Origin of the sequence: Methylomonas sp. EFPC3 (assembly GCF_029643245.1) — a bacterium.
In the GTDB taxonomy this organism is placed as follows: Bacteria; Pseudomonadota; Gammaproteobacteria; order Methylococcales; family Methylomonadaceae; genus Methylomonas; species Methylomonas koyamae_B.
On the sequence record NZ_CP116398.1, the window covers coordinates 98,663 to 119,786 of the forward strand.

Genomic DNA, 21,124 nt, shown 5'->3' on the forward strand with positions numbered 1-21,124 from the left:
GTTCAGTTTTCCGTGGTTTCTTGGTTGATCATGTGCGTGGCCAGTTGCTGCAAGGCGGTGCGGATGTTTTCGCGCAGCCGGGAATCCATCGTGATTTCGTCCAAGGCCTTGTTCATGCACAGCATCCATTGATCGCGTTCGGCTTCGCCGATCGCAAATGGAAAATGGCGGGCGCGCAGCATCGGATGGCCGAATTCCTCGATAAACAGATTGGGACCGCCCAGCCAGCCCGACATGAATTTGAATAGCTTGTCTTTCGCAGAAGCCAGATTGGGCGAGTGCATTGCCCGGATGCCCTTGGCCTGCGGCAGGATATCCATATAAAAGTAAAATTTGTCCACCAGCCGTCTGATGCCGGTTTCGCCGCCGATCAGGTCGTAAGGCGTCGTGCTCATGCTTGAATTAACCTCGTAGCTGCATTTTGTTTAGGTATACTAGCAGACGGCGCCGACAATGGCGGGAAACTCCGGCCCATTTGCGCGGTCACAGTTTCGTTCGTAACTTTCAAAGGACAATTGACCATGAGATTATCAACTGCAACCACCCGATCGGAAGCCAGTGTACTGGCGACCAACAAGGTCTTGAGAAACACTTACATGTTGTTGGCGATGACGCTGTTGTTCAGCGCGGCGACGGCCGGCTTGTCCATGGCATTGAATCTGCCGCATCCGGGCATGATCGTCAGCATGGTGGGCTATTTCGGTTTGCTGTTTTTGACCACCCGGTTCAGTAACAGCGCCTGGGGCTTGGTGTGGGTATTCGCCCTGACCGGCTTCATGGGCATGACCCTGGGTCCGATTTTGAACATGTACGTCAACGCTTTCAGCAACGGCCACCAATTGATCATGACCGCGTTGGGCGGTACCGGCGTGATCTTTTTGGGCTTGTCCGGCTACGCCTTGACCACCCGTAAGGATTTCAGTTTTATGGCCGGATTCCTGATGGTTGGCGTGCTGGTCGCGTTTTTCGCCGGTTTGGCCGCGGTCCTGTTCTCGGTACCGGCCTTGTCGTTGGCGGTTTCGGCCATGTTCATCCTGTTGATGTCCGGCATGATTTTGTTCCAAACCAGTGAAATCATCCACGGCGGCGAAACCAACTACATTTTGGCGACGGTATCGTTGTACGTATCGATCTACAACCTGTTCGTCAGCTTGCTGCAGTTGTTGGGCGTATTCGGCGGCGACGATTGATGCGCTAGCACCGGACCTGCTCAGGTGGCATAGCCTGGCATAATCGGCAAAAGCCTCCGCCAACCGGCGGGGGCTTTTTTGTGTCTGCGGAGGGTAAACACGATGGGATTCGAAGATCGGGATTATTACCGGGAGCAACTGCGCAAACGGGCGAGCCGGCCGCTTGATGGCGAACCGCGCCAGCAGACTGTCGCATCCGGCCGGCACAGTTCGGCCGGTACGTTGCGGTATCTGCTGATGCCGCTGGCGGCCCTGGCCGGACTTTGGTACGGCGCGGATGCGCTGTTGGCAAAGCAGGCCGCGGCCCGCCACCCGTTACCGGAAATTGTGCTGCCGGCTACGGCGGACGGCGAGGTCGGCGGTATAGGCGCAGTCCGAATCAAGGCCGACAGCCAAGGCCATTTTCGCGGCACCTTGTTGATCAATAACGTGCCGATGCCGTTCATGATCGATACCGGCGCCACCAAAACCTCGATTCCGGAAAAATACGCGCGTGCCGCCGGTTTGCCCGTCGGCGGCGCAGTGCAAGCCGAAACCGCCGGCGGCCGGGTAACCGACTACCAGACTCGCATCGCCAGCCTGAAACTCGGCAATCTGGAATTGCGCGACCTGGACGCCCATATCAACCGCTATCTGGACGAAGTGCTGGTCGGCATGAATACGTTGAAATATTTCCGGATCGAGCAGAGTGGGGATTCTTTGGTGTTGGTGGCGGAGGCGTCGTAAGGTGCGGTTGAGCTATTGGCGTAGGCGTGGTGAGAACCTTCTGTTGGAACACATAGTGCCACGTCACGTGCTTGTCCTCTTGAACTTCGGCCACTGGTTGTAGCCGATGGCAGGATCATTTGAGCGATTCGAGAGAATGAACTCGACTTCTTTCTTATTGACTTCGCTATCTTCTGCCGTTGCTGATTCCCATAGAATCTCTTTTGTAACCGTTAGTATCCGGCGTTGCTCGGGCGTGAAATCCTTTTCAACCAAAGCGCCATTGGCGCTACCAAAGTACGTGAAGGTGCCGGTTAGGTCCTTCCCGATGTATATCTTCCCGTTTGGGTAGGTAATCTTGTAGATGACCTTCGTTCTCATGCGGTAAAGCTCAATATAGACGACAACTGATGTTTCAAAATTCCTCGCACCTGTCGTATGACTGCAGTGGCCGTGTTTTATGAGTACCTAGTGGGTGGAAGCAGGAACCGCCAGTTCAATTCAATCGGGACACAGGATTTTCGTCTTCGCCAAACAACACCCGCTCAACCAGCGCCAAGGCCTCGCGCATGTGTTCGAAGCCGTGCGAGCCGCCCTCGAAGCAAACCACGCGGGCCTTGGTGTGGTACAGGTCGCGGGTGGCGGCCGAGTCCAGAAGTTCGTCGTCTAGGTCCAGCAGTAGCGTCAAATCCAGTTTTTGCCGGTTCGCCGCCAGTTCTTGCTCGAATTTCGGGTACTGGTCGCAGTGGTTTTGCTGCCAGTCGTAAGGTTCGCCGGTTTCGAAATTGGCGGTGACGCCGATGAACTGCGGCAGCAATGTGCTGGGGCTGACGGCGGGGTTGATCATGATCGCTCTGGCGCCGGTCTTATAAGCCAGGTATTCGCTGCTGAAGCCACCCATCGACGAGCCCATGAACACCACGTCGTAACCTTGGTCCAGCAGTTGGTTCCATTCGAACAACAGGTCTTCGATCAGGCCTTGGAAGTCGCGGTAATCCAGGTTCGGCGCGTACAGCATTACGTCGCGTTCGTTACAGAAGGCTTGCAGCACGGCCAGCTTTTCTTTGGCGGTCAAGAGATTGCCGTGCAAATCCAGCGACGCCGAGTTGAAACCGTGCAGGTAGACGATGGCCCGTTTCATGGCTTAATAGCGCTGTTTGATGAAGTCCAAGGCTTTGCCGGCCAGGTCGTCGGAGTCGTGCCACAGGTTGCGCCAGACGCAGAGGGTGTTGGACAGTTTGGGATCGACGATTTCCGACGAAAACGATTCGAAGGTGATCGGGCCGCGGTAATCGATTTGTTTCAACGCGTTGAAGAAACTGGCGAAATCGACGTTGCCGGTACCCAGGTAGCCGCGGTGGCTTTCGCCGATATGCACGTAACCCAGCCGGTCGCCGGCGGCCAATACCGACTTGGCCATGCCGTCTTCCTCGATGTTCATATGGTAGGTGTCCAGATGCAGGAAGGCGTTCGGCCGGTCGACTTCGTCCAGAAACGCCAGGCCTTCCAGGCCGGTATTCATGATGTTGGTTTCGTAGCGGTTTACCACTTCCAGATCGATATTGATGCCTTTGTCGGCGGCATAGTCGGCCAGACGCTGCATCGCCGCCACCGAATTGGCGCGGTTTTCCCTGGATGCCGGGCCGGGATATTTGCCCAGCGCGCAATAGATCACACCGCACAATTCGCTGCCGCCCAATGCGTACAGCACGTCGGTGGCCTTGCGCAACAGTTCGTCGCCTTTGGCGACGATGGCCGGGTCGGTGCTGGTGACGTCGGTCGCGGCCGACAAACCCAACGAGGCGTGGGCGCGCAGATTGTATTCCTGCAACAAATCTTTGGTCAGGGCGACGTCGATTTGCCACGGGTCGAGCAGGGCGATTTCGATGTAGTCGTAACCGGCGCGGGCGGCACCGGCGATGGCTTTGCGGGCGCCTGCTTCGGACCAGTCGCCGGACCAGACCAGGGCGTGGCCGCCGTATTCCAAACGTTTGGGAAATGCCATAGTGGGTCTCCTGTGGTTATCGTTTTATGCTAGCGACGCTCGCGCGCTCAAAGCATCGGCACCAGATCCAACGCAAACATGATGGCGTCTTCTTTGCCGTTCTTGGCCGGATAGTAATTTTTGCGGATGCCGATTTCGCGGAAGCCGCTGCTGCGGTACAGATGAATCGCTCCGGGGTTGCTGGGACGGACTTCCAGAAAGAGGGTTTCGGCGCGGGGGCGGGCGTATTCGATCAAATGTTCCAGCATCTTGCGGCCGACGCCCTGGCGTTGAAACGCCGGGTTGACGCTGATGTTCATGATGTGGGCTTCGCCGGCGGCGACCGAAATGATGGCGTAGCCGGCGATGGTTTCGTCCGGCGCTTCGCAAATCCAGTTGGTGTAGTTCATGGCCCGGAAGCAATCCTTGAACACGCCTTCCGACCAGGGAAATTCGTAATTGATGGTTTCGATCGCCATCACGCCGGGCAGGTCGGCGTGGTCCATTTTGCGCAAGCGCAGCAGGTCGCGCGCCTCCACCGAGTCCGGGAACACTTTGGCGTAAAACTCGCGGTCGGCGTCGTAGACCACGGCTGATTTCAGTTTATGTAACAGTTTCCACATCGTTGTTATTGTTCTAGGGATTGGTAAACGGAGAGCGCGAATTGCAGGTCTTCCCAAGCTTTGGCTTTTTCGGGCAGCGAGCGTAACAGATAAGCCGGGTGGTGCACCACCGTCAGCGGAATGCCTTCCAGTTCGTGGCGCATGCCGCGTAGCCGCGACAGCGGTTGCTGGGTATGCAGCAGGTTTTGTGCGGCGATGCGGCCCACGGCCAGAATCAACTTGGGCTGGATCAGTTCGATCTGGCGTTTCAAAAAGCCGTGGCAGGCAGCGACCTCATCGGCCTGCGGGTCGCGGTTGTTGGGCGGCCGGCATTTCAGCATATTGGCGATATAGACTTGCTCGCGGCGCAGGCCGATGGCGCGGATCATTTCGTTCAACAACTGGCCGGCGCGACCGACGAAGGGTTCGCCTTGCAGGTCTTCGTCGCGGCCGGGCGCTTCGCCGATCAGCAGCCAATCCGCATGTTTGTTGCCGACGCCGAACACGGTCTGGGTGCGGGTTTCGCACAACGAACAAGCACGGCAGATCGAGACCTGGTGTTGCAGGTCTTTCCAGGCGAGGTCGTCGGTATGGGGTTTGGGGTGGTGCGGTGGCGATGAAACTAGAGCGGGTCCGGTCGTCAACTCCAGGCTTATACGAGTTGGCGGCGGAGTGGGAATGGTCTCGCCGCCGGCCGTTGCAGATACGGTGGTTGCTGTAGAGATCGCGGGCGAACCCGGTTGGCTGGATGCGTCAGCGGCCGGATGCTGGGTATCGCGATGCTCAATCCAGCCTACGTTCTGGTGATTGACGGTAGTTTCGTCTTTGGCCGAATGTTCCGCTGTTGGCGCAGCTTTGTTGGCGGGGGAGCCGACGCGGTCGGCTTCGCTTGGCAATGCCCTCCCTACAGGGGGGTAACCGCTTGCTCGGCGACGACGGGCGGATGCCGGGGAACCCAGACATCGATGCCCATCGCCTCCAGATATTGCAAGCGGACCGATTCTTCCATCGTCAGCGGCTAGACATCGCCTTTCTGCGGATGTTGGCGCTGCTCGGGACTTTGCAGCTTGTTGACCGCGTTGATGTAAGCCTTGGCCGAGGCAATGACGATGTCGGTGTCGGCGCCGGAGCCGTTGACGATGCGGCCGGCGTTTTCCAGCCGGATCGTTACTTCACCCTGCGAATCGGTGCCGGTGGTGATGTTGTTCACCGAGTACAAAGCCAGCGTCGCGCCGGTTTTCACCAGGCTTTCAATAGCTTTGAGGCTGGCGTCGACCGCGCCGCCGCCGCTGGCGCTGCCGGTCATTTCCTTGCCGTCTACCAGGATGGTCACGGTGGCGTTCGGCACTTCGCCGGTTTCGGAGCAGACTTTCAGTGCCACCAGTTTGATGTGTTCGTCTTCGGCCTCGAAGCTTTGTTCGGAGATCAAGGCCTGCAGGTCTTCGTCGAAAATCTCGTGTTTCTTGTCGGCCAGTTGTTTGAAACGGTAAAACGCATCGTTCAAATCGGCTTCGCCGGCGAACTCCACGCCCAATTCGGCCATCCGGGTCTTGAAGGCGTTGCGGCCGGAATGCTTGCCCAGCACCATGCGGTTGGTGGTCCAACCCACATCTTCGGCTCGCATGATTTCGTAGGTCTCGCGGTTCTTGAGGACGCCGTCCTGGTGGATGCCGGACTCGTGGGCGAAGGCGTTGGCGCCGACGATAGCCTTGTTCGGCTGCACCGGGAAGCCGGTGATCGACGACACCAGTTTCGAGCAGGTGACGATCTCGCGGGTATCCAGGCGGGTGTCGCATTGAAAGAAGTCCTGGCGGGTACGGATCGCCATCACCACTTCTTCCAGCGAGGCGTTACCTGCGCGTTCGCCCAAACCGTTGATGGTGCATTCGACCTGGCGCGCGCCGTTCATCACCGCCGCCAGCGAGTTGGCCACGGCCAAACCCAAGTCGTTATGGCAATGCACCGAGAAGATGGCCTTGTCCGAGTTCGGTATCCGCTGAATCAAATTGGCGATGGTGGCGCCGAACTGTTGCGGCATGCTGTAACCGACCGTGTCCGGGATGTTCAGAGTAGTGGCGCCGGCGTCGATCACCGCCTCCAAGATCCGGCACAGGAAATCCTCTTCCGAGCGGCCGGCGTCTTCCGGCGAGAACTCGACATTGTCGGTGTACTGGCGGGCGCGTTTGACGGCGCGGACCGCGTACTCGATGACCTGGTCCGGCTGCATGTTCAGCTTCTTCGCCATGTGGATCGGCGAGGTGGCAATGAAGGTGTGAATCCGCGAACTTTTCGCGCCTTTCAAGGCTTCGCCGGCGCGGTCGATGTCCTTGTCCAGCGCCCGCGCCAAGCCGCAGACGGTGCTGTCTTTGATCGCATCGGCGACGGCTTGGACCGCCTCGAAATCGCCCTGGCTGGCGGCCGGGAAGCCGGCCTCGATCACGTCGACTTTCATCCGCTCCAGCGCCCGCGCGATGCGGACTTTTTCGTCGCGGGTCATCGACGCGCCGGGGCTTTGTTCGCCGTCGCGCAAGGTGGTATCGAAAATAATCAATTGGTCTTTCATGAGGGCTCCGTTCATGAAACGTTCGGCCTCGAGCCGAGAATATGGAAAAGGGTGATTTTACTTGATAAAGAAAGATTGCACGCCCCTCAGGGCAGCAGTCTTAGAGGCAGCCCGGACGGCAAGCGGGTGGCAGCCGGCGTGCGGCTTGCTGTGGGTGCGGTAAACATCGGCCGAATCTTCATGCCGCGGCACTATACTGCATTGCCCGGTGGCGCTCAACTGCGGCGGTATCTAAATATCCCTGGTCTTGGCTATCGATGGACCAGGGGCGCTGGCGCCCGCCGTTTTGGCCCGGTCACTGTGAAAAAAATCACCGCCGGACAGTGGTGCGCGCCACCGACAAACACCACTGCCACCATTACCCTTGATCCAAGCCTCAATTCCCGGCTAATGCCAGGCCTGCCAAACCGACCCGGATCGATACCTGGATTTTCGGTGCGAACAAGGGTGGCGGATGACGCCGGAGTGAAGCGAAAACTGCGCTGGTACGAGATACCGTAAGCCGTGACGGCAGGTCGTCACGGAATGGGCCGCCGATAATAACGACCAGAATTTATGATTCTGATTTTTATAGGGGTTTTTCTGCTGGCGCAACTAATGCATTTACTTGATCGAGTTCGATCAACAGCCTCGGGAGAGTGTCATGGAAACTATGCATCAAACTAACGAAATCAACAATTTGCGGATTGTGTTCATCGAAACCTTGAGCCGGCAATTCATTGCCATAACCGGCTGCGGCATTTATGCCTTTTTGAATCCGGTTACGATCAATGAATTGTTTAATCACTATCTGGACAGTAACGTGCCCATCAATGCCTACGCCCGGCAATGCGTCCGTAACGTGGTGGCCTGATTAGCATCAAGCACTTAGGCGCGCGAGGAGAACTCGCCGGTTTCGCTGTTGATCTTGATCAGTTCGCCGGACTCGATGTACTCCGGAATCTGCACTTCCAGGCCGGTGGTAAGTTTGGCGGTCTTGGTCCGCTTGGTGGCGCTGGAGCCTTTCATGGCCGGTGGGGTTTCGACGATTTGCAGCGTTACCGTGGTCGGCAACTGGATGCCCAACGGCGCGTCGTCCATCAGCAACATGATGATGCCGTCCAGACCGTCGGTCAGGTATAAGGTTTGACCTTCCAAATCCTCGGCCGACAGCGCGTATTGGTCGTAGGTCTCGCTGTTCATGAAGTAGTAGGTGTCGCCGTCCTGGTAGGAAAACTGCACGTTGCAGCGCGAACAATCGGCGGCTTTCAGCATGTCGTCGCTTTTAAAGGTTTCGTCCAGCTTCTGCTTGGTTTTCATGTGGTTGAAGCGGACTTTATACAGCGTCGTCGCGCCGCGCGAGGTCGGGTTGCGCACGTCGATGTGTTTGACCACATACGGTTCGCCGTTGATTTCGATCGCGGTTCCCAGTTTCAGTTCGTTGGCTTTCGGCACTGCTTATTCCTCGTTAATTGTATGATTTGAAAGGGGTTGCCACCTGTCGCGGATCAAGCCCTGCAGCGGCTGATATTCGATTTTGTAGCGCATTTTACGACAGTCTTCGATCCAAAAGCCCAGATAAACGTAAGGTAAGCCCCATTGCGCGGCGGTTTCGATTTGCCATAACACGGCATAGACGCCTGGGCTGTAGTCGGCGAACTCGGGATCGAAGAAGGTATAGACCGCCGATAAGCCGTCGTCGACGATATCCACCACCGCAACTGCCGCCAGCCGGCCGCCGATCAGAAATTCGACGAAGCGGGTATCGCACCAGCGGCTGCCCAGAAAATTCAGATAATCATCCGGTTCGATCGGTTCTTTGTGCGGATCGTCGTGGCGAGCCGCCAGATAACGCCGGTACAAGTCGAAATGGCGCGGGTCGAATTCGGCCGGCTTGACGACGCTGCGGGTATCGAGGTTGCGCTTGCGGCAACGCTTTTGCCGGCGGTCCGGCGCGAACGCGGCGACCGGCAGCCGGGTTGGTATGCAAGCCTGGCAACTCGAGCAATAGGGTTTGTAAACGTAGTTGCCGCTGCGGCGGAAGCCGAGCGCGATCAGTTGGGAGTATAGTTGCGGCGTCATTGTTACCGACGGATGCACGAAGCCGGAGCGGGCCTGCCGGTCGGACAGGTAGCCGCACGCGTGTTCGTCGTCCAGCCAAATCGGCAAGCTGCCCATCAGCGCCAGGCCTCGGCTGCGGGGGCTTGCCGACAAAGCTGTTCCAGCAATTCGGCGAAACGTTGGCGCGGAATTTCCTCGGCACCCAGGCTGAGCAGATGTTCGCTGCGTACTTGGCAATCGATCAAACGGTAACCCCAGCCGCTCAGACGTTCGACCAGATTGACGAACGCCACTTTCGAGGCGTCGGTTTCGCGGTGGAACATCGATTCGCCGAAGAAGACCTGGCCGATGGCCAAACCATAGAGGCCGCCGGCCAGCTTACCGTCCAGCCAGGCTTCGCAGCTGTGGGCAATACCGAGATGGTGCAAGGTCAGGTAAGCCCGGCACATGTCTTCGGTGATCCAGGTGCCGCCGCTGTCGCTACGCGGCGCGGCGCAGGCGGCAATTACTTCTTTGAACGCCGTGTCGTAGCGGATCTCGAACCGGCCTTTGCGCAGGGTTTTGGTCAGGCTGCGCGAGACTTGCAAATGCTCCGGAAACAGGACCAGGCGCGGGTCCGGCGACCACCACAGGATGGGCTCGCCGGGGTTGAACCAGGGAAAGGCGCCGTGCCGGTAGGCATTGACGATCCGTTTCGGCGACAGGCAGCCGCCGAAGGCGAGCAGGCCGTTGGGTTCTTTCAGTGCCTTATCTAAAGGCGGAAAAGCCTGTTCGGGTTGGTCGGAGTCGAGTAAGGTGAGTTGCATGCGATAAGCCGCGGCTGTCAGGTACGCGGATTATAGACAATTCGGCCCGGCCGGTCTGCGCCCGGCCGGCTTGAGGCAGGACTTAAGGCGCTTCCAGTTTGTAGCCGAAACCGCGCACTGTTTTCAGCAGTTTTTGTTCGTAATCGTCGTCGATTTTGCGGCGTAACTGGCGGATGTAAACGTCGACCACATTGGTCAGCGGGTCGGCGCTGTAGCCCCAAACTTGCTCCAGTATCCGGGTACGGCTCAAGACCTTGCCGGGCATGCGCATGAAGCATTCCAATAGCGCGAATTCCTTCGGCGTCAGCTCGATCGCGGTATTGCCGCGGCGTACTTCGTGGGTTTCGCCATTCAATACCAGATCGGCGATGCGCAGTTCTTTGGCTTCCGATTTGATGTCGCCGCCGCGGCGGCGTAGCAGTACTTCGATCCGCGCCAGCAATTCCTCGAAAGCAAACGGCTTGGTCATGTAATCGTCGGCGCCGGCGCGCAGACCGGAAACTTTATCCTGCACGGTGTCGCGCGCAGTCAGCATCAATACCGGCGTATCGACGCCGTTACCACGCAGGCGTTCGCAAATCTGGCGACCGTTCATGTCCGGCAGCCCCAGGTCCAGCACGATCACCTGGAACGAACCTTCGCCGCCGAGGGCAATTGCCTCTTGGCCGGTACGAGCCACTTCCACGGAATAGCCTTCCGCCTTCAGGCCGCGCTGGACGAAATCAACGATGCGTTCGTCGTCTTCCACCAGCAGCACGCGCATGTAGCCCATGCCGCTCAAATTACCGGATGATGTGTATTTATCGCTCATGTGTGCTTATTCCTATGTACTGGGTAGCAACGGCAAAGTTACGGTAAAGGTCGAGCCGAGGTTCTCCCGGCTGTCCACCGCAACGCGCCCGCCGTGCGCTTTTGTAATCGATTTTGCCATCGGCAGGCCCAGGCCGGAGCCTTCGTCGCGCGAACTTTGCGCGTTATCGCTACGGAAGTGTCGCTCGAAAATGCGTTCCAAATCTCCGCTGGGAATACCGATCCCCTGGTCGGTAAGGCTGAAACTCGCTTCCTTACCCTGCACCCATAAGGCTACCGAAATATGCCCCCCGGGATTTGAGTAGCGGCACGCATTTTCTCCCAAAATAAATAGCACCTGTCTTAAGCGCTGCTTATCGCCGCGTACCCAGACCGGGTGCTCCGGACCCGAGAACGATACGCTGAGCGAACGCTCCTCGGCCATGACCTGAAAGTCCTCGACCGCATTGCCGACCAGCTCGGCCAGATCGACCTTGCCCCACTCGAATTGGAGATGGGCGGTTTCGGCACGGGCCAGAAACAGCAAATCGTTGACGTATTTACCAAGCTGCATCGCCAGTTCGACGATGCGTTGTAATGCATCCTTGTATTCTTCGGTATGGCGGTCTTCGCCGCGTAAGGTGACTTCGGCCTCGCCGCGGATTACCGTAATCGGTGTCCGCAATTCGTGGCTGATGTCGGCCAAAAACTCGCGGCGGGCCTTGTCCATCCGCTTCAATTCCTCGTTCAACAGATTCAATTCCAAGGTCCGTTCCGCTACCCGCTGCTCCAGTACCGCCCGGCTTTCGCGCAACTTGTTTTGTTGAACTTCAAGTTCTTGCGCCATTTGATTAAAGTGGCTGGCCAGATAAGCGAATTCGTCGCGGGTATAGAGTTTGATCCGGTATTCCAGATTGCCGCTGGCGATTTCGTCGGTACCTTTCATCAGAGCCTGGATCGGCCGGCGGAAGCGACGCATCAACAGGATGCCGGACATCAGGCTGAACAGCGCGGCCGTCACGGACGCCAGGATAGCGGTCAGTCGCGACTGGCGGACCAGGCTTTCCAATTCGCGCTTGGCTTGCTTGGCCTTTTCGCGTTCGGCGTCGATCGCGGCATCGATCAAGGGCTGAAATTTGCCGTCGATTTCTTCTTCGGTAAATTTGGTCAAGGCCTGCACGGCGTTCGCCAGTTTGCCTTGCAGGCGCAAGCGCTCCACCTCTTCGAAGCGGTATTCGCTGGCTTCCAAAAACGCCGTCAAATGGGCGACGCGCTCCAGCTCGGCCGGCTTGTCGACCCAAGTCTCGCCGCCGATCACCGGTTCCTTGACCGCGGTGTCCCTCAGCGCCTGGATCGCTGCTTGCAGCCGCCGCTTGGACGATTCGACGCCGGTTTCCGAATTCGGATTCGCGGTAATCAGCCGATCCATCCGCTGTTTGAAATGGCGGTAGGCTTCCTGCGATAACTGTTCGTAATCGTCGAAGGTTTCGTAAGCGGTCTGGCTGTGCTGGAAGTGCAGGGCCATTTCGTCGGCGCCCAGATACAGGGCCACGCCCAGGCTGAGGACGAAGCCGAACGAAATGAACATGACTATGGCCAGCCGAAACCGAAACATGGTTGCTATTTGGCGTCGCCGGTTTCGTCCAACTGTTTTTCCATGGAACGGATGGCTTCCAGTTTTTCCCGCAGCAGGTGCGATTCGGTTTTTTTCGAACCGGCGGTTTCCTTGGCATCCAGCACGTTCTGCACCGATTTTTGTTTGCGTTCCAATGATCCGACTTTCTTGTTGGTGCTGTTGATCCGCTTCAAGGCTTCGGTATGGATCGCCACCAGTCGGCGGGTGCGGTCATCGGCGTAGCTTTCCGGCGGGATGTCGGCCAATTCGTCCAGGATTTTCGGGATGTCGCCGCAGGCGTCCGACAAAAGGCGGCCGGTCATCAATTGCAGGGTTATGGTCTTGTCCGGGTTTTCCTTATGCCGTTTCGCCAGGCCGCGGCAGGTTTCGCTTCGGCCTTGGCTGTTCATCGCCGCCAGGTTGGCGCCGAAATCCAGCAAATCCTCGAAGTCGGAATGGACGGTCGGCGCAGCGGCGGCCACCGGCGGCCCCTGCCGCACGTTGGAATCGACTTCGGCGCAGCCGGCGAATAATAGGATCAGCGGCGCCGGTAGTAACAGGCGCGGGTTGAAAAACGTCATGGTTGGTTTAGAACTCCCCGTTTAGCGGCAATTGCACCCGGATACGGGCGCCGTGTTGGTCTTGTCGGGCGTCGATGATTTCGACATTGCCCTGGTGGTTGGCGACGTATTCCTTGACGATGGCCAGCCCCAGGCCCGGACCTTCCGGAATGTCCTCGGCCTGCGCCGCCTTGCCGCGGTAGAACGGTTCGAAGGCGTGGGCCCGTTCGTCCAGTGGAATTCCCGGGCCTTCGTCTTCGACTTCCAGCTCCATCTGAGTGCCGGTATCGCGCAGCATGATGCGGATTTCGCCTTTCGGCGGCGAAAATTTCACCGCATTGTCCAGCAGTTGCTCAATGATGCCGCGCAGTTGCGGCGCGTTGCCGGAAATATGCACCGGCCGCAACAACATGCGCATTTCGATCGATTTGGTTGCCAGCGCCGGTTGAAACTCGGCGACCACCGTTTCCAGCAACTCCTTCATATTCAAAGTTTGTTTGCGTTTGGCTTCGCTTTGCGCGCTCAATTTGCTGTAACGCAGCAAGTCGTCCGAAACGGCTTGCAGTTTGTCGATGTTGGCGCCCAGCTTGCGGACGATGTCCTGTTGGCGCAGATTGCCGTCCAGTTCGGCCTCGTCGGCCATTTGTTCGGCGCCATAGCGGATGCCGGCCAGCGGCGCCTCGATTTCGTGGGCGACGTTGTGGATGAATTGCTGCTTCGACGATTCCAGCTCCATCAGCCGGGTGCGCAACCATTCCAGGCGGTTGCCGAGAAACGCCAAATCGGACGGACCGCTGACGGCTACCGGCTCCTTCAGTTCCCCGGCACCCAAACGTCGGATCGAGGAATCCAATTGTCGCATCGAGCGCGAAATCACCAGCAACAGCAGCGCAATTGCGGCTGACGACAAGGCCAACAGCGCGGCGCCTCTGATTAACAAGCCTTGCTCCAGCGATTCCGACATTTGCCGGAGCTCGTTGAATTCATGGTCGACGTGGCTTTCGAACTCGCGCGACAACGTGTATGACGATTCGCGCAGCCCTTGAAACGCTTCGTCCAGCGGCAGTTTCAGGTTGTTGTCGCCCTCCGAGCCGATGATTTGCTGGTAAATCAGGTTTTCCTTTTCCGACAATTCGTTGACCAGCAACGCGATGCGGTTGTCGACCTGCAGTTTCAACAGATCGCTCAATGCCTGTTTGAACGAAGCGCGGACTGTTTCGTAGGACTGGCGTTCGTAAGGTTGGCGCAATTCGGGGTCGGATAGCAGCACGAACAACTTGGCTTTGCGCTCGATATCGGAGGCTCGTTGCAATACCAAGCGGATGGTTTTGGTTTGTTCGAATACTTGCGAATTGACGGTTCGGCCCAAAGCCGAAGTCTGGCGCATGCCGAATGCAGCGTACATCACGGCCAGGAACAGCGGGATCACGGCAATGACAAATCCCAGCACAATCAGGGATTTCAGAGACAGCAGGTTTTTGAATTTCATCCTTGGCGACAGCGTCTGTAAATCCGCAATAGTATAGCTTGGCTGATGAAATTCGTGACGGGGCCTGCAAAAAATCGTATTTGAGTTGCCAGCGGTATTGCGTCGGCCTTGGCGTTTCCCGGTTGTCGGAAAACGATGCGGATTGTCATATGATGCAGTTTACAGGGATGTTTACGATTCCGGGGCTGCCCGGAGTGTTGCTAATCGACAAGGACTTGCATGCTTATTTTTTCATTGGCCGTTCTACGGCAATTCGCCGCCGAGATTTCGCATTATCTGGTGTCTTGGCGAACATTCCCATCCCCCCGTATTCGGGGGTGTCGCGCGGCCATAGTGTTTGTCGCATGGTTGGCAATCGCCGGTGCGCGGCCGGCGACAGCCGATGGCGGCGAGGCGGCAGGGATACCGGTTTCGGCGCTAACCGGTCAGCCGGTCGTGTTACTCGAACTTGGCAGCGCGGCAAGCGCTCCATCCGGCTTAGTGGCGAATGTACTAGCTGTTTCCGGCCAACTGTTGCCAGATTTTCAGCACGGGGTTGCTTGGCAAGTCGAGCCGGAGGCGGTCAACGTATTGCATCCGGGCTTTGGTCAATGGCGGGCGGCGTTTCGCTTCCATTTGACTCAGGCTGTCTCCGGCGATTTTCGGTTTTGGGCACGCTGGCGTCAGGGCGGCGATCCGGCGGTGTGCCGACAGACCTTTGCTATATGGGCCGGGCCGGATGTTAACCATCTGCAACAACGCGGCAGCGTACAACTGACGCCGAAAGGCTGGGAGTACGCCTGGTTGAGCAGTCCGGAACCGATTCAACTCAAGGCTGGCGACCGGGTCATCGAAGTGCGCAACATTGGCGCCGGCCACGATGCCAAAGTGTTCGATGCGTTTTTGCTGGCATCGCCGTGGGCGGAGTTGCCGGTGGCCACGACCGCCAATCAACCGGCGCTACTGCTGGAACTGGGCAAGGCCCCGGCTTTGCTGGATTTGCCGAAACCGGACCATTTGACGGTGGTGCAGGGCACGGCCGAGGCCGGCACCAATACCGGTGCGTTGGCGATCGAGCAGGACGAAGCCTTGTTGTTCCATTCCGGCTTCGGTGACTGGAGCGGCAGCTTCCGTTTTGCGTTGCCTCCGGACAGCAAGCCCGGCCAATACCGGTTGTGGGCGCGTTACAAAAGCGGCGGCGAGGTCTCCCAAGTCGAGCAGCGTTTTAGCGTCAAGGCCGGTGCCAAGCCGGAGGAGTTGGCGAGCCGCGGCGAATTTGCCCTGACCAACACCACGCCGTGGGACTACCAATGGCTGCCCGCCGCCGAGACAGTGACTTTGTTGCCCGGCGATCGCTGGCTGACTCTGGAAAACAGCGGCAAGGCCGACGGCGCCAAGGTGTTCGACGCCTTTTTGCTGCAACTGCAACAGCCGCTAGCCGCGGCGATGACCGGCGAGCAGGCGCAACTGCGCAACCGGTTTTTGGCTTTGACCCGGCCCGACGCCAAAGGTCCGCGGCGTTTAGTGGTGCTGGACGGTAGCGGCGCGCACGGCGAGCCTTTGTTGCGCGGTTTGTCCGCCGATGCGGCAAGAGCACATTATCAAAACATGCCGGTGACTTATTTGATCGGCCAAGCCGCCGAGACGATGGCCCGCAATTTGAATTTGCCGACATTGCCGGCGGCCATCGTCACCGACGATCATCACACTGTGCTGGGCGTGTTGACGCAGCCGGCTGATGCAGCAAGCGTGGCAAAATTTCTAGCCGAGCCGGACCAAATCGGCTGGATGCCGCAACCTGTCGCAATCCCGGCGCCAACGCCAGTGCTGTTAAAAAACGGCATCCCGGCCGCCTGGCTGGTCGGCGGTTTGCAGGACGGTCAAGCCGGTCTGTCGGTATTTGGTTTGGACACGGAAACTATTGCCAGGCCCAATCCCGATCAGTCCTATCTGAGTCTGGCAATGATGGGCGGAAAACTAAGCAAATGGCGGGTGGCGGCGACCGATGCCAACGGTGAAACCACGATTATGGACAGCACCGAACACGCCTACGGCTGGTCGCGCGGCACCGGCTACGCCCAGTTGTATCTGCACGCCGACCGTCCTCTGCAGGCGCAATTGCATCTGCGCCAGTCCGGCATTAAAGCGGCAGCCTGGCTGGACGGGCAGGCATTGCCTCTGACGGATGACGGGCAACCGCCAGGGGGCTTCAAGGCCTCGCTGGGCACTCAAGCTCAAGCCCTGTTGCACGGCTTGACCACAGAAGGCTTGCTGGCCACCGCCAGCGCCGAGCGGCCGCAAGCGCCGCAAGTGGCCGCGTTAAATTTGACGCCGGGTTGGCATAGCTTGCTGGTGAAACTGGTGATGCAACACGATCAGGGCCAGCGCTTTTACTTTGCCGGGTTGTTCAGCGACGCCGGCGGCAAACCGCTGGACGGCTTGCGGACGCAAACCGCCGATCCCGACGCCGATTTGGCCTTAAACCATATCGCCGCCAAACTCAGGCCGGTGATTTTCAATACTGCCCCGGCCAATCTTCCGCATCCCGGTGAGCCGATCAAGCTGAGTATCGATCTGCGCTGGCAGCCGATTTTGGAGGAAGCCAAACTGGAGACGCCGCTGCCGCGCTTCCCGGCCAAATTGCGTCTGTGGTTGGTCGATTACAGCGGTCGGCAAATCGCCGAACGGGAGATTCGCGGCCGTTTTCCCGCCCAGGTCGAAGCCGATTTTGGCCCCCTGACGCAGACCGGTTATTACGCGGTGTATCCGTCTTTGTACACCGAAGACGGCCGGCCGATCATGCACTATCCGGCCGACGGCTTTAGCGTCGTCGCCGGCAACAACGCCCAAAAGCAACGGCTGGTGCAAAAGAAAGTCTGGAACAACGATTACTATGCCTTGGCTGACGGCGACAAAAGTTTCCGCCAAACCGGCGCTTACTTCGATTGGCTGGAGCGGATGGCTATTTTCAGAAGCTTGGGCAGTTATCCGGGCTTCGATCCGCAATACCGGCTATTGTGGGAGCAAGCCAAACAGCGCGGTCTGGACCTGTTTGCCGACTCGGCCGGCGATAGTCATTGGCTGAACGACAAATCTGAAGACGGCCGCCGTTTTATCGATGCTGCCGCCGGTTTTACCCGCTTCTTCAAAGCCAGCAACGAGATCGACATTCGCCACGAGCCGGAATGGCAAAAACTGCGCGAACCTAAGCATTGGCTGGAACGGGCGAAGTCGGAATACCAAATGGCCCATCAAGCCCGCAACGATGCCCATTACCTGGGCGGCAGCCTGGTGCGGCCGGGCGAGGGCGACTGGTTCAAGCAGGTGTTGCAACTGGGTTTGGATAATGTCCAGGATGCCTGGGACGTGCACGCCTACCCGCAACGGCCGCCGCGTTTCGGCGGACCGATCGGCAACGGCGAGTTGGAAGACGAGCGCGGCGTATTGGCGGCTCATGCCAGCCTGGGCAAAACCAATAAATTGCCGTTCTGGCTGGGCGAAACCGGCGCCAAGGCCATGCACGGTTTCAGCGGTCGGCGCTGGCAGGCGGAGCAGGTGGCCAAAATCGTGGCTTGGGTGAATAGTCGCCCTGATTATTTGGGGGTGGCGCTTTGCATCGCCCATGAATACGACCTGGCCTACGGCCGGATCTGGGATTATTCGCTTGGCCATAAACCCGGCGAAGCAGCGCTGTACACCGCCAGCGCGCTGATCGACGGCCTGCCGTACCGGCCGGTCGCTACCCACGACGTCAACGTCCAGGCCGGCTATTTCGGCGAGACCTTGATGGTGTGGCGCGAGCAAGGCGAGGGTGTGTGGCCGGTACAACTCGACTCTGAGCGGCAATGGGTTTTGGTGAATGTGGTCGGGCAGATGCAGAAATTGGCGACCGATGCGTCAGGTATCGCCGGCGTGCCGATTTCGGCTAGCCCGGTGTATGTCCTACCCGAGGCCGTTTACCGTCTTTTAACTGCGGGCTAATGGGATGTGCCGTTGCTGCCGGAATGTTGGAGGCCAACGGGTATCTGTTTGGATACCCGTTGGCGGCGAGTGGAATCGCAAACTAGGCGCGGCGTTAACCGCACCCGTTGCATACTCTGGTGCCTTACCAGGAAAAGCTGCCCGCAACTTGACCGCTACCGTCGTAATTGAAACCGGATTTGACGACGTTGGTGACCGTGAACGCGCAGGTACCGGAGGTGCTGCTCGGCAAAGTCGAACTGCTGATGCTGACGCTGCCGTTGGTAGCCGTGGTTCCGGACGTTTTGCCCGTTACCGCAGTGGAGCCCGAAGTTGTGGCGACCGAACCGCTCCAGCTTCCATATACCGTCGCGCTGGCGACGCCGGACGTGCCGTAGTTGACCGTGACACTGGCCACGCACTGCGACTTGCCCCTGCTCAATAATTTACGCGAGATCTTTGTGCTGCCTACCGTCATGTTCGCCGCGACCGGTGTTTGCGTCACGTTAACCGTTTGCGTCGTGCTGTTTTTCAAGCCGCTATTGTCGGTTACGGTCAAAGTTGCCGTGTAGTTGCCCGGTGTGTTGTAGACGTGGCTTGCGCTGCTGCTACTGCCGCTGCTGCTGCCGTCGCCGTAGTTCCAGTCGTAGCTGACGATGCTGCCGTCCTGGTCGCTGGAGCCAGAGCCGTTGAAGGTGGTGGTCAGCGGCGCATCGCCGCTGGTCGGCAATGCGGAAATTACCGCGGTGGGCGAAACCAGCGTGTTCGAGCTTTTCGGGTAGTTGCCGGTGATTTGATATTGCCCAACGCTGCCGTAGTCGGAGTAGCCGGTCGTCAAGTCGCCGAATCCGACACCTTCCACTTGCAGAAAATATTGGCCGGCAGGCAAGGTCGCGGTTACTGCCGCGGACAGGCTATCCGCCGGATTTGCCGCGCCCACGGTATTGCCGGCGCTGTCGACCAGTTTCATGGAAATATCCAGATTCGGAGCCACCGAACCGGAACCGACGTTGAACTGCACGTTGCCGCCGTCGGTAAAGAAGGTAAACACGTCGACATCGGTATTGCGCTCGATCACGCCGGTTTGCGATACGGCAGCGGCATCGCCCGACAGCGGCGCGGCGCTTGCGGTTGTGCTCGGATAGTCGTCTGCGCGGATCGGAGCGCCGGCCGCGCTGATGACCGCGATATCGTCCTGCAGATTATTGGCGTCGGGATACTCGCCTTTGCTCCACTGCGACACCGGTTTGTAATAGCCGACCCCCATAATCGGCGCCCAACCGGTGGCGCCGCTGCCTTGGCCGGAGTAATAGCCGACGGTCGATGTACCATCGTGATTCAGGTTCAGGTTATGCCCGACTTCGTGCGATACCGCTTCGGCAACATATTTCGGAAAACCGTTGCCTAATTTATCGAAGAACGCCCAGGCGGGTTGGTAACGGTCCGGCGTGGTGGAGGAATAGTATGAGAAAACATTGACATAAGCCACGCCACCGCAGGACTGGCTGCAAAGTTCCGGCATGGAGCGGGTGATCACGGCTCGGGTACCGTACTGGATATCGCTGCTGCTGGTGCGTTGCAGCGCGTCCGCCGTCGGCTCTTGGGTAGTGACGTCCACATCGAACGGCGCATAATCTTCAGCGACGCGTTGCCAAATTTCGCGGATATTACTCAACTCCGCGCTACTGAATGCGCCCGGATTGCCGTCGGTATCGTAGGCCTGAGCAGTCAACGTGCCGCTGTTCCAGGCCGTGTTGCTGGCGACGTGGCCGTTGAAATCCAGATAAATGACCCGGTTCGAGCCGGGTTTACTGTGCAATGCAAACGGATCTGCCGTCGAGGTTGCCAACGATGAAAAGGTCGAAGATTCGGCCGTGGTTGCGTAGGCTTCGTTAGCGGCGCTGTTTCCGCCTTGGGGCGCGGGTACCGGTTTGGTATCGGATTCGACGTAAAGCAAGCGGCCGCCTTGGTCTATCCACGCGGTTTGATCGGTTTGCAGAATGTTTTCCAGGCGTTCGGCGGACATGTCGTAAGCCTGAGCCACCAGCGGCAAGTTACTGCCCAATGCGTCGATGGCGGCTTGGCCGTTCACATTGCCGGGCAGGGTAATCGTCGGAAACGGGGTTTCGGATTCCGCAGTTTGGCTAGCTTGGGTGGCATTGGACAAGGATTTTTGGGCGTTGTCCTTGATGACCGACAAGGGATTGGACTGACCGGAACCGTTCAACCCGGAGACAAAGGCCTGTACCCGGCCGTCAGCGAGCATGGTGAGGCCGTAGTTGTAGCCAACCAATGCCTTTTCCGCGTCTTCGCGTGATGCAAAGTAGATAGTCTCCGTGGGAATGCCGGCTGCGGTGGCCGGTAAGCTTTGGCTGGGGTCGGCGTCTATCGATGCCGTTTGTTCGGACGTTGCGGCGCAACCCAACAACGAGCTGAGTAGCGCGGAAGCGATGAAGGTTTGGTTGTTCATTGATGTATCCCCCTGAAAATTGCTGCACCAGAATCGGCCTGCAGCTTTGGCGAAGTCGCTGTTCGGGAGATATTTAAGAAAATTAAGTCATAATTTTTTGAGAGTTGTTTCTGCCTTTTGGCATCCCGCAAAACCGAGATTCGGCAATGTGACGCTGCACAAAATAACGCCGAATTCGAGGGGCGCTCCCGCAGCACCCCATCTCAATCCATGATCATGGGCTGTTTGGCTATCCGTTCACTGAGCGGGAGCGGCTCATTTCCGGGCCTGCGATTGGGTTGAAGTCGATGACGCTGAACCATTCGGCGCGCTTATCCAACTCTAATTTCCCTCTCATCTGCTCTTAATTAAACCCCCAGGTTTTCTCTCATT

Annotated in this window: 19 protein-coding genes; 4 read left to right on the forward strand and 15 right to left on the reverse strand. The window is 58.4% G+C overall.

Features of this window, described 5'->3' with window-relative positions; translation table 11 throughout:
* Window positions 1-2: 2 nt before the first annotated feature.
* Complete coding sequence (locus tag PL263_RS00475) at window positions 3-395, reverse strand: group II truncated hemoglobin (RefSeq protein ID WP_278211183.1); 393 nt, start codon at window positions 393-395, stop codon at window positions 3-5.
* Between the two features lie 126 nt (window positions 396-521).
* Here PL263_RS00475 and PL263_RS00480 point away from each other — a divergent pair, with 126 nt between their 5' ends.
* Both PL263_RS00480 and PL263_RS00485 read left to right on the forward strand, forming a co-directional pair.
* On the forward strand, window positions 522-1,190 hold the full coding sequence (locus PL263_RS00480) for a Bax inhibitor-1/YccA family protein (RefSeq protein WP_278211184.1): 669 nt from the start codon (window positions 522-524) through the stop codon (window positions 1,188-1,190).
* Window positions 1,191-1,292: 102 nt separating this feature from the next.
* On the forward strand, window positions 1,293-1,916 hold the full coding sequence (locus PL263_RS00485; RefSeq protein WP_278211185.1) for a retropepsin-like aspartic protease: 624 nt from the start codon (window positions 1,293-1,295) through the stop codon (window positions 1,914-1,916).
* A gap of 63 nt (window positions 1,917-1,979) precedes the next feature.
* Here the strand turns inward: PL263_RS00485 and PL263_RS00490 are convergent, their stop codons facing one another.
* The 6 genes from PL263_RS00490 to PL263_RS00515 all read right to left on the reverse strand — a co-directional run bounded on the left by PL263_RS00490 (window position 1,980) and on the right by PL263_RS00515 (window position 7,044).
* Window positions 1,980-2,276, reverse strand: coding sequence for a hypothetical protein (locus tag PL263_RS00490; protein WP_278211186.1), 297 nt, complete (start codon window positions 2,274-2,276; stop codon window positions 1,980-1,982).
* Between the two features lie 115 nt (window positions 2,277-2,391).
* Window positions 2,392-3,036, reverse strand: a complete 645-nt coding sequence (locus PL263_RS00495; protein ID WP_278211188.1) for a YqiA/YcfP family alpha/beta fold hydrolase — start codon at window positions 3,034-3,036, stop codon at window positions 2,392-2,394.
* A gap of 3 nt (window positions 3,037-3,039) precedes the next feature.
* Entirely contained in the window at window positions 3,040-3,900 is an 861-nt protein-coding gene (locus tag PL263_RS00500) for a sugar phosphate isomerase/epimerase family protein (RefSeq protein WP_278211189.1), read from the reverse strand.
* 47 nt (window positions 3,901-3,947) lie between these two features.
* Window positions 3,948-4,502 (reverse strand): ribosomal protein S18-alanine N-acetyltransferase, encoded by a 555-nt coding sequence (gene rimI, locus PL263_RS00505; RefSeq protein WP_278211190.1) that lies wholly within the window; start codon window positions 4,500-4,502, stop codon window positions 3,948-3,950.
* A gap of 5 nt (window positions 4,503-4,507) precedes the next feature.
* Complete coding sequence (locus PL263_RS00510; protein WP_278211191.1) at window positions 4,508-5,377, reverse strand: uracil-DNA glycosylase; 870 nt, start codon at window positions 5,375-5,377, stop codon at window positions 4,508-4,510.
* A 122-nt stretch (window positions 5,378-5,499) separates the two neighbouring features.
* The gene (locus tag PL263_RS00515; RefSeq protein ID WP_278212839.1) at window positions 5,500-7,044 is read right to left on the reverse strand and encodes a 2-isopropylmalate synthase; all 1,545 of its coding nucleotides are present in this window, start codon (window positions 7,042-7,044) and stop codon (window positions 5,500-5,502) included.
* 643 nt (window positions 7,045-7,687) lie between these two features.
* On the opposite strand from PL263_RS00515, the gene PL263_RS00520 reads away from it, so the two are divergent.
* Window positions 7,688-7,897, forward strand: coding sequence for a hypothetical protein (locus tag PL263_RS00520; protein WP_140911083.1), 210 nt, complete (start codon window positions 7,688-7,690; stop codon window positions 7,895-7,897).
* A gap of 14 nt (window positions 7,898-7,911) precedes the next feature.
* Here PL263_RS00520 and yeiP read toward each other — a convergent pair whose 3' ends face one another.
* The 7 genes from yeiP to PL263_RS00555 all read right to left on the reverse strand — a co-directional run bounded on the left by yeiP (window position 7,912) and on the right by PL263_RS00555 (window position 14,343).
* Window positions 7,912-8,478, reverse strand: a complete 567-nt coding sequence (yeiP, locus tag PL263_RS00525) for an elongation factor P-like protein YeiP (protein WP_140911084.1) — start codon at window positions 8,476-8,478, stop codon at window positions 7,912-7,914.
* Window positions 8,479-8,481: 3 nt separating this feature from the next.
* Entirely contained in the window at window positions 8,482-9,237 is a 756-nt protein-coding gene (locus PL263_RS00530; protein ID WP_347568926.1) for an arginyltransferase, read from the reverse strand.
* Window positions 9,201-9,890, reverse strand: a complete 690-nt coding sequence (aat, locus tag PL263_RS00535) for a leucyl/phenylalanyl-tRNA--protein transferase (RefSeq protein WP_278211192.1) — start codon at window positions 9,888-9,890, stop codon at window positions 9,201-9,203. Before aat ends, PL263_RS00530 begins: the two co-directional genes overlap by 37 nt.
* 82 nt (window positions 9,891-9,972) lie before the next feature.
* A complete protein-coding gene (locus PL263_RS00540) occupies window positions 9,973-10,701 on the reverse strand; it encodes a response regulator transcription factor (protein WP_278211193.1) in 729 nt (242 codons plus the stop codon).
* A 12-nt stretch (window positions 10,702-10,713) separates the two neighbouring features.
* Entirely contained in the window at window positions 10,714-12,267 is a 1,554-nt protein-coding gene (locus PL263_RS00545) for an ATP-binding protein (RefSeq protein ID WP_278211194.1), read from the reverse strand.
* A gap of 32 nt (window positions 12,268-12,299) precedes the next feature.
* Window positions 12,300-12,875, reverse strand: a complete 576-nt coding sequence (locus PL263_RS00550) for a hypothetical protein (protein ID WP_278211195.1) — start codon at window positions 12,873-12,875, stop codon at window positions 12,300-12,302.
* Between the two features lie 7 nt (window positions 12,876-12,882).
* Window positions 12,883-14,343 (reverse strand): ATP-binding protein, encoded by a 1,461-nt coding sequence (locus PL263_RS00555; protein ID WP_278211196.1) that lies wholly within the window; start codon window positions 14,341-14,343, stop codon window positions 12,883-12,885.
* A 333-nt stretch (window positions 14,344-14,676) separates the two neighbouring features.
* Here PL263_RS00555 and PL263_RS00560 point away from each other — a divergent pair, with 333 nt between their 5' ends.
* Window positions 14,677-18,303: a hypothetical protein gene (locus PL263_RS00560; protein WP_278211197.1), complete on the forward strand. Its 3,627-nt coding sequence runs from the start codon at window positions 14,677-14,679 to the stop codon at window positions 18,301-18,303.
* Between the two features lie 124 nt (window positions 18,304-18,427).
* On the opposite strand, the gene PL263_RS00565 is transcribed toward PL263_RS00560, so the two are convergent.
* Window positions 18,428-20,752, reverse strand: a complete 2,325-nt coding sequence (locus tag PL263_RS00565; RefSeq protein ID WP_278211198.1) for a PKD domain-containing protein — start codon at window positions 20,750-20,752, stop codon at window positions 18,428-18,430.
* Window positions 20,753-21,124: the final 372 nt, after the last annotated feature.

Coding starts and splice junctions, on each gene's coding strand:
- PL263_RS00475 (WP_278211183.1), bottom strand. CDS start 395: ATGAGCACGACGCCTTACGACCTGATCGGCGGCGAAACCGGCATCAGA.
- PL263_RS00480 (WP_278211184.1), top strand. CDS start 522: ATGAGATTATCAACTGCAACCACCCGATCGGAAGCCAGTGTACTGGCG.
- PL263_RS00485 (WP_278211185.1), top strand. CDS start 1,293: ATGGGATTCGAAGATCGGGATTATTACCGGGAGCAACTGCGCAAACGG.
- PL263_RS00490 (WP_278211186.1), bottom strand. CDS start 2,276: ATGAGAACGAAGGTCATCTACAAGATTACCTACCCAAACGGGAAGATA.
- PL263_RS00495 (WP_278211188.1), bottom strand. CDS start 3,036: ATGAAACGGGCCATCGTCTACCTGCACGGTTTCAACTCGGCGTCGCTG.
- PL263_RS00500 (WP_278211189.1), bottom strand. CDS start 3,900: ATGGCATTTCCCAAACGTTTGGAATACGGCGGCCACGCCCTGGTCTGG.
- rimI (WP_278211190.1), bottom strand. CDS start 4,502: ATGTGGAAACTGTTACATAAACTGAAATCAGCCGTGGTCTACGACGCC.
- PL263_RS00515 (WP_278212839.1), bottom strand. CDS start 7,044: ATGAAAGACCAATTGATTATTTTCGATACCACCTTGCGCGACGGCGAA.
- PL263_RS00520 (WP_140911083.1), top strand. CDS start 7,688: ATGGAAACTATGCATCAAACTAACGAAATCAACAATTTGCGGATTGTG.
- aat (WP_278211192.1), bottom strand. CDS start 9,890: ATGCAACTCACCTTACTCGACTCCGACCAACCCGAACAGGCTTTTCCG.
- PL263_RS00540 (WP_278211193.1), bottom strand. CDS start 10,701: ATGAGCGATAAATACACATCATCCGGTAATTTGAGCGGCATGGGCTAC.
- PL263_RS00545 (WP_278211194.1), bottom strand. CDS start 12,267: ATGTTCATTTCGTTCGGCTTCGTCCTCAGCCTGGGCGTGGCCCTGTAT.
- PL263_RS00550 (WP_278211195.1), bottom strand. CDS start 12,875: ATGACGTTTTTCAACCCGCGCCTGTTACTACCGGCGCCGCTGATCCTA.
- PL263_RS00555 (WP_278211196.1), bottom strand. CDS start 14,343: ATGAAATTCAAAAACCTGCTGTCTCTGAAATCCCTGATTGTGCTGGGA.
- PL263_RS00565 (WP_278211198.1), bottom strand. CDS start 20,752: ATGAACAACCAAACCTTCATCGCTTCCGCGCTACTCAGCTCGTTGTTG.